The 6,607-nt window shown below is 63.6% G+C and carries 5 protein-coding genes; 3 read left to right on the forward strand and 2 right to left on the reverse strand.

The window, feature by feature from the left end:
• Positions 1-306: 306 nt before the first annotated feature.
• Positions 307-660 (reverse strand): hypothetical protein, encoded by a 354-nt coding sequence (locus QZ213_RS22570; RefSeq protein ID WP_291688303.1) that lies wholly within the window; start codon positions 658-660, stop codon positions 307-309.
• A gap of 933 nt (positions 661-1,593) precedes the next feature.
• Between QZ213_RS22570 and QZ213_RS22575 the strand changes: the two genes are divergently transcribed.
• On the forward strand, positions 1,594-2,850 hold the full coding sequence (locus QZ213_RS22575; RefSeq protein WP_291688304.1) for an aminopeptidase: 1,257 nt from the start codon (positions 1,594-1,596) through the stop codon (positions 2,848-2,850).
• A gap of 299 nt (positions 2,851-3,149) precedes the next feature.
• The gene (locus tag QZ213_RS22580) at positions 3,150-5,111 is read left to right on the forward strand and encodes a DEAD/DEAH box helicase (RefSeq protein ID WP_291688305.1); all 1,962 of its coding nucleotides are present in this window, start codon (positions 3,150-3,152) and stop codon (positions 5,109-5,111) included.
• A gap of 189 nt (positions 5,112-5,300) precedes the next feature.
• Here QZ213_RS22580 and QZ213_RS22585 read toward each other — a convergent pair whose 3' ends face one another.
• Positions 5,301-6,194: an NmrA family NAD(P)-binding protein gene (locus QZ213_RS22585; protein WP_291688306.1), complete on the reverse strand. Its 894-nt coding sequence runs from the start codon at positions 6,192-6,194 to the stop codon at positions 5,301-5,303.
• Between QZ213_RS22585 and QZ213_RS22590 the strand changes: the two genes are divergently transcribed.
• On the forward strand, positions 6,105-6,527 hold the full coding sequence (locus tag QZ213_RS22590) for an SRPBCC domain-containing protein (RefSeq protein ID WP_291688307.1): 423 nt from the start codon (positions 6,105-6,107) through the stop codon (positions 6,525-6,527). The two genes, QZ213_RS22585 and QZ213_RS22590, sit on opposite strands and share 90 nt — an antisense overlap.
• The last annotated feature ends 80 nt before the right edge of the window (positions 6,528-6,607 follow it).

The following is a 6,607-nucleotide window of genomic DNA, read 5'->3' on the forward strand; positions in this document are numbered from 1 at the left end:
ACTCGGAAATATTGACCGCGAGCACATGTTTTCCGCTCTGCCCCCAACAACGGACGTAGAGCGACCACGGCGGCATGTCCGTTTCGTGCCCAAGAGGAGACATCATTACCGGCAATCAACATTCTCATAACGCGCGATAGACGCGAATAACCTCATCTCCAGCTGCTTGAGAGACTAGGCGTTTCACCGATCTGATGGAGGGGACGCAAAGGGTCGTTCCGGCAGCGTGAGCATCAGGTGATCAACGCTAATCTAGCCGTGGCGTGACCCAAATCGCACTCGCCGGGCAAACGCACTAATGGAATGTTAGTGCCAAACTGCCTTTCGAAGCAGATACCCACCCAGCAAAATCAATAGTATCGGGGCAAGCGGCCACTGCAACGCCAGCAGTTCCCAGACACCGCCTGCAAGGAAGATCACGCCACATGCGACGCCGAAGCCGTCGACCTTCAGGCTCATCTGCCAGCGGCATATCTGCGCGCCCAGAATGAAAACGCCGACGCCGACGAGAAACCAAGCCCATGGCAAATGGACCAGCATGGTCACGCCGACCCAGATGAAGAAGACAGCCCAAGCGGCGGAATCAATCCGCCGGGAACGTTCACTGCTATTGTCGGACGGTTCTTGAGGCCCTACTGGGATTGATTGCGTGCCGTTCATGACAGTCTACTCCAACCTTCAGCATCGGTTGGATTGCAATCGAGCGTCTTGACATGGATCAAGCAGGGAAATCATTTGCCCGCAAACTGACACTATTATTCTTATCGGGCAGCTACATGTCAGCTCAGGGTCAAAAGCGCCGTTTTAAATTTCTGCGAGCCACTTCCGGTTTACCCCCATCAACGGACATCATCAGACCGTTGCGGTTGATCCGGTTTGTGCAAGAAGCGCAGATCGCGTGACCTGCAAATGCAACGCCGAGCGGCAAAGCACTTCCCTGCCTCGCCAACGCCGATGAAAAGCGACCCGACGGGCAAATCACCTGGGCAATTTGTCGACCCCTCTGTCGAGCCCCTTTTGAAAAAATATTCTGATTTTCCGAAAGTGCAAATCAGTTCCATATATGCGCCGTCCCGCTCCTCCGAGGGGCGTTTCGCGATCGTCACGGACGCGGGGCGGGATGCGGTGGCCGCTGGATGCGCCAAAGACGAGGGCGCTTTCCGGCGGACGGCAAAATCGTGTGGTCCTGACGCCTCGACGCTGGCGTCAAGTTCGCGGAAGGCAACTTTCGCTGATGACGGTGACAAAAAAGCCCGATCGCCGGGGAGAGTACGACATAAGCCGTAAAACCATTGCGTGGGGAATGCCGGGTGATTCCGGTGTGACCTGACTAACGCGTGTGCGCTCTATTACTATCATTGCACACGCGGCTATCGGGCGCATCGGGCGCCCGGCATTCCCTGCTCCCTCTGTTCTCGGAGGGACAAGGCTCTTGCATAACCCGGGCGTTTCGCGCCGCGAGAAGGCGGACGCGTGTTCGCGTCCGGACCACAGTTGGCGGCGAATGTTCTGCAATGAAACAAGCGGCGGTCTTGAACTCCCCGTCCACAAGCATTTTATTAAGCTGTGACCCCCCGAACAACAGGCCATCCCATGACCGTCCACGAGCGCAACATCTCGGCATCGATCGATCCGGTAAAACTAGACCGCCTCGCCGAGGTGGCGATCAAGGTCGGGCTGAACCTGCAGCCGGGGCAGGATTTGCTGCTGACGGCGCCCGCGGCGGCGCTGCCGCTGGTGCGCAGGATCGCCGAACATGCCTACAAGGCCGGCGCCGGTCTGGTGACGCCCATTTTGTCCGACGAGGCGGTGACGCTGGCGCGCTACCGCTTCGGCCAGGACAACAGCTTCGACCGCGCCGCGAACTGGCTCTATGAGGGGATGTCGAAAGCTTTCGCCGCCAACACCGCGCGGCTCGCCATCGTTGGCGACAATCCGATGCTGCTGTCGGGCGAGGACCCCGCGAAGGTCTCGCGCGCCAGCAAGGCCAACTCGATCGCGTATCAGCCGGCGCTGGAAAAGATCGTCAATTTCGAGGTCAACTGGAACATCATCTCCTATCCCAGCGCGTCCTGGGCGAAGCAGGTTTTCCCTGATGACGAAGAGGATGTCGCGGTCGCCAAACTGGCCGACGCGATCTTCGCCGCCTCGCGCGTCGACGACGACAACGCCGTCGCGGCCTGGACGAAGCATAACGCCGTGCTGCGCGAGCGAACCAATTGGCTGAACGGCCAGCGGTTCAGCGCGCTGCATTATTCCGGACCGGACACCGATCTGACGATCGGTCTCGCCGACGGCCATGAATGGGAAGGCGGCGCTTCCACCGCCAAGAACGGTATCACCTGCAATGCCAACATCCCGACCGAGGAAGTCTTCACCACGCCGCATTGCCGGCGGGTCAGCGGCCACGTCGTCAGTTCCAAGCCGCTGTCCTATCAGGGCTCGCTGATCGACAACATCGCGGTGCGGTTCGAGGAAGGCCGCATCGTCGATGCCAAGGCCTCGCGCGGCGCGGAAGTGCTGAACAAGGTGCTGGATACGGATGAAGGCGCGCGCCGGCTCGGCGAAGTGGCGCTGGTGCCGCATTCCTCGCCGATCTCGAAGAGCGGGCTGTTGTTCTTCAATACCTTGTTCGACGAAAACGCCGCCTGCCACATCGCGCTCGGCCAGTGCTATTCGAAATGTTTTGTGAATGGCGGCCAGTTGACGCCGGAGCAGATCGCCGCGCAAGGCGGCAACAAGAGTCTGATCCATATCGACTGGATGATCGGCTCGGACCAGATCGACATCGACGGCATTCACGCCGACGGCCGCCGGATGCCCGTATTCCGCAAGGGCGAGTGGGCCTGACATCGTTAACGGGCGGCTGCAACGGGTCGCGCGAATGCGCGTCCGATGACGGATTCCGGGCCGCCCGACGCCAAATTCGGCGTAATTCGCCTCTTAAAAGCACCGGCTGCGTCAATGCTGCCGGTCTTGCATGCAACCATAGCCATGGCGCTTTGGCCGCTTTTGGCCTAAAGCAACCCCAATTCAATCAAATCCGCAATTCGGCGGCCGTGCTTCTGCCGGGCACGCAACCTCAAACCATTGGGTTCGAGGTTCTGTTCGATGTTCCGGCGCAGACACCAACCAAGGCTTTCAATCCCGTGACATTCTCAACCACCAGCCCGCCGCTCGCCCGAGCCTTGACGGAACGCAATTACGATCAGGCGACCGCCGTCCAGACCGCCGTGCTTGCGGACGCGGCGCTTGGCCGCGACCTTCTCGTGTCGGCACAGACCGGCTCCGGCAAGACCGTCGCCTACGGGCTGGCCATTGCTGAAAATCTTCTGGGCGATGCCGAACGGTTCGAGCGGGCCGCCGCACCGCTTGCCCTGATCGTCGCGCCGACCCGCGAGCTTGCCCTGCAGGTGCAGCGCGAACTCGCATGGCTCTATCAATATGCGGACGCGCGCGTGGTTTCCTGCGTCGGCGGCATGGATCCGCGCCGCGAACAGCGCGAGCTTGCGGCGGGCGCCCACATCGTGGTCGGCACGCCGGGCCGGTTGTGCGATCATCTGCGGCGCAATCGTCTCGATATTTCGCAATTGAAGGCCGTCGTGCTCGACGAGGCCGACGAAATGCTCAATCTGGGTTTTCGCGAGGATATGGAATTCATCCTCAAGACGACGCCGGCCACCCGCCGTACCCTGCTGTTCTCGGCGACCTTGCCGCGCGGCATCGTCGCACTGGCGAAGCACTATCAGCAACAGGCCTTTCGCGTCGAGGTCGCGGGCGATGAAGGCGGTCACGCCGATATCGAGTACCGGGCCATCCGAATTGCCGCGGGGGATGTCGAGCACGCGGTCGTCAACGTGCTGCGGTTTTTCGAATCGCCGAGCGCGCTGGTATTCTGCAACACGCGGGATGCGGTCCGGCATCTGCAGGCGACGCTGCTGGAGCGCGGGTTCTCCGTGGTCGCGCTGTCCGGAGAATTGACGCAGAGCGAGCGGACCCAGGCGCTGCAGGCGCTGCGGGATGGACGCGCCCGCGTCTGCGTCGCCACCGACGTGGCGGCGCGCGGCATCGATCTGCCGAACCTCGACCTCGTCATTCACGCCGACATGCCGAACGACGCGGAAGTGATGCAGCATCGTTCCGGCCGCACCGGCCGTGCGGGCCGCAAGGGCGTCAGCGTCCTCCTGGTGCCGTCAGCGAAAAAGCGGCGCGCCGAGTTGCTGCTGAATCTGGCCGGCGTCGACGCCGTCTGGGGCACGGCTCCCACCGCGGAGGAAATCCGCAAGCTCGATCAGGAGCGCATGCTGCACGATGCCCTGTTTACGGAGGAGACGACCGCCGAGGATCTGGTGCTGGCGCAGGCATTGCTCGCCGAGCGGTCGCCCGAGGATATCGCCGCGGCGCTGGCGCGCCTTTATCGCGCGCGGCTGCCTTCGCCCGAGGATATTCTCGATCCCGGCCAGGGCGCCGGCCGGTCGCGTGACTTCAGCGCCCGGGAAAAGGACGGTCGGCCGCCGCGCGGCGACGATCGCGCTGCCGGATTGCGATCGAAGAACGGAAAATCATCGCCGCGTCACGGCATGGCGGAGGGCAGCGTCTGGTTTAGCGCCGCCATCGGACGCAAGAAAAACGCGGAAGCCCGCTGGCTGTTGCCGATGATCTGCCGTCGCGGCGGCATCGACAAGCATGACATCGGCGCCATTCGCATCATGGACACCACCACCGAGTTCGAAATTTCGCGGCGGGTCGCCGAATCCTTCGCCGCCAAGATCAGCCGCCCGGACAAGGAAGACAACATCCGCATCGAAGCGCTGGCGGAGGCTCCCCAGGCCCAGGCGCGCCCGGAAAAACGTTCACACCCGCCCCGGCGGGAAGACGGCAACACCGATCGCGGCCCTCGCAAGGCCGATGAATTCCGCGATGCGCGAGGGCCGAAGCAACACGCAAAACCTCACGGCGATAGCGGGTCGAAATTCGGTGGCGAACCGGGGTTCAAGAAGAAAAAGCGACGTGAGGATAAGCCTGCCTACGCCGGACACAAGCTGCTCGGCGGATTGTCTGCCGCAAAACCCGACTTCGCAAAGAAGGCAAAGCAGAAACGCCGCGGCTGATGCCTGTGCGCGTTATTGCGCCTTCGTGACCAGGCGAACATGCTCATCACGCATCCGACCGCGGCGAATGCCGCGCCCAGCACCAGCGCGATGGTGGGCAGCGCGATGTTGGCGATCGCCGTATCGAGCGAGGCCATCGCCAGCGCGGTGAAGATCGCAGCCGCCGCCCAACCCCGGCGCGAGGACGCGTCAGGCCGATTTCGCCAAGGGTTCGCTCAGCCCCTCGCGGACGAACTGCTCGAACGTCTTCGGCCTGGCGCCGCCGATCTTTTCGATCGTGTCGGTTACCGCGAAGCGGGCCCGCTCGGGATCGAGGCTGGCGGCCCGGAGCGCCTTCCAGAGCGCGGACAGATGCGCCAGCGCGTGTTCATTGTAACCCCGGGTGATGGCGTCGCTGCGCCATTCCTCGTCCGTGGTCTCCTCGTAGCGCACGTTCCTGGCCAGCACGCGGCCGAAGGTCGCGATGATGTCCTTGAGCGATATGACGCTGCCGATCAGCGGATAGGCCGCGTTCGCGGGCAATGACGGACTGGTCAGCAGGCCGACCGCGACCCGCGCCACGTCCTCCGCCGAGACGAGCGGAAGCACGGTGGTTTCCCTGCCCCAGGGCAGGCGGACGGCGCCCTGCGCGGGAAGGCTCTGGCGAACCTGCGAGCCGAGATTCTCATAGAACACGGTCGCCCTGATATGCACCGCGCCGATTCCGGCCCATTCGAACACCTGTTCGGACAGATAATTTTGCCGCATCCGCGGGGTGGGGGCATCGATCGAGGATTGCAGCATCACGAGATTGACGAGGCGGGAGATGCCGGCTTCGCGCGCGGCAAGGGCCATCGCCGCGGTCGCGTCGAGCAAGCCGTCCTGCACCGGGTAAGCAAAGTAGATGGCCGAAGTACCCTGCGCCGCGCGTTGGACCTCGTCGCGGGTCTCCGGCGGCGCCAGGGCAAGAATTCTCGAGCGGACCGCTTCGGTCGCCCGTTGCAGGAGCTCATCATGTCGATCCTCACGACCGTCACGTTCCGTTTCCAGACCCCGGCCGGTCCCGAGACGGTGTGGCGTTCGCTCACCGACGAACCACGGCACTTCCCGGGACTCACGATCGACAGCGACTGGCGCGCGGGATCGACGGTGCGTCTCGGCAGCGGTGGCCTGGCGATCGTGGGCCGGGTGCTGCGGTGCGAACCCGTCGCGCGGCTGTCCCACACGCTGGGGGACCATCCCGCCCGTCCCGAGGTCTACGTGACCTGGGAGCTCACGCCCATCGCCGGCGGGACCGTCGTGGAGCTCTACGTCGACGAGCTCGGCGACGGTCGCGACATCACTGGCGCCCGGCCCGAGGACATCGCCGAGATCGAATCGGCTTGGCAGCCCGTCGTCGACGCCTTGCGGACGGTGATCGACCGCTGCATCCGCTGAGCACGCTCGCGGGCGGTGGGGTCCGTTGACGACCGGTGGGAGTCACCAGCCCCGGTCGACCCACTCCTGGAGGTGCGGCG

This window comes from Bradyrhizobium sp., from assembly GCF_017881085.1.
Taxonomy (GTDB): Bacteria; Pseudomonadota; Alphaproteobacteria; order Rhizobiales; family Xanthobacteraceae; genus Bradyrhizobium.

Bases quoted from the DNA above. Each gene is read 5' to 3' on its own strand.
- QZ213_RS22570 (WP_291688303.1), bottom strand. From the start codon at position 660: ATGAACGGCACGCAATCAATCCCAGTAGGGCCTCAAGAACCGTCCGAC.
- QZ213_RS22575 (WP_291688304.1), top strand. From the start codon at position 1,594: ATGACCGTCCACGAGCGCAACATCTCGGCATCGATCGATCCGGTAAAA.
- QZ213_RS22590 (WP_291688307.1), top strand. From the start codon at position 6,105: ATGTCGATCCTCACGACCGTCACGTTCCGTTTCCAGACCCCGGCCGGT.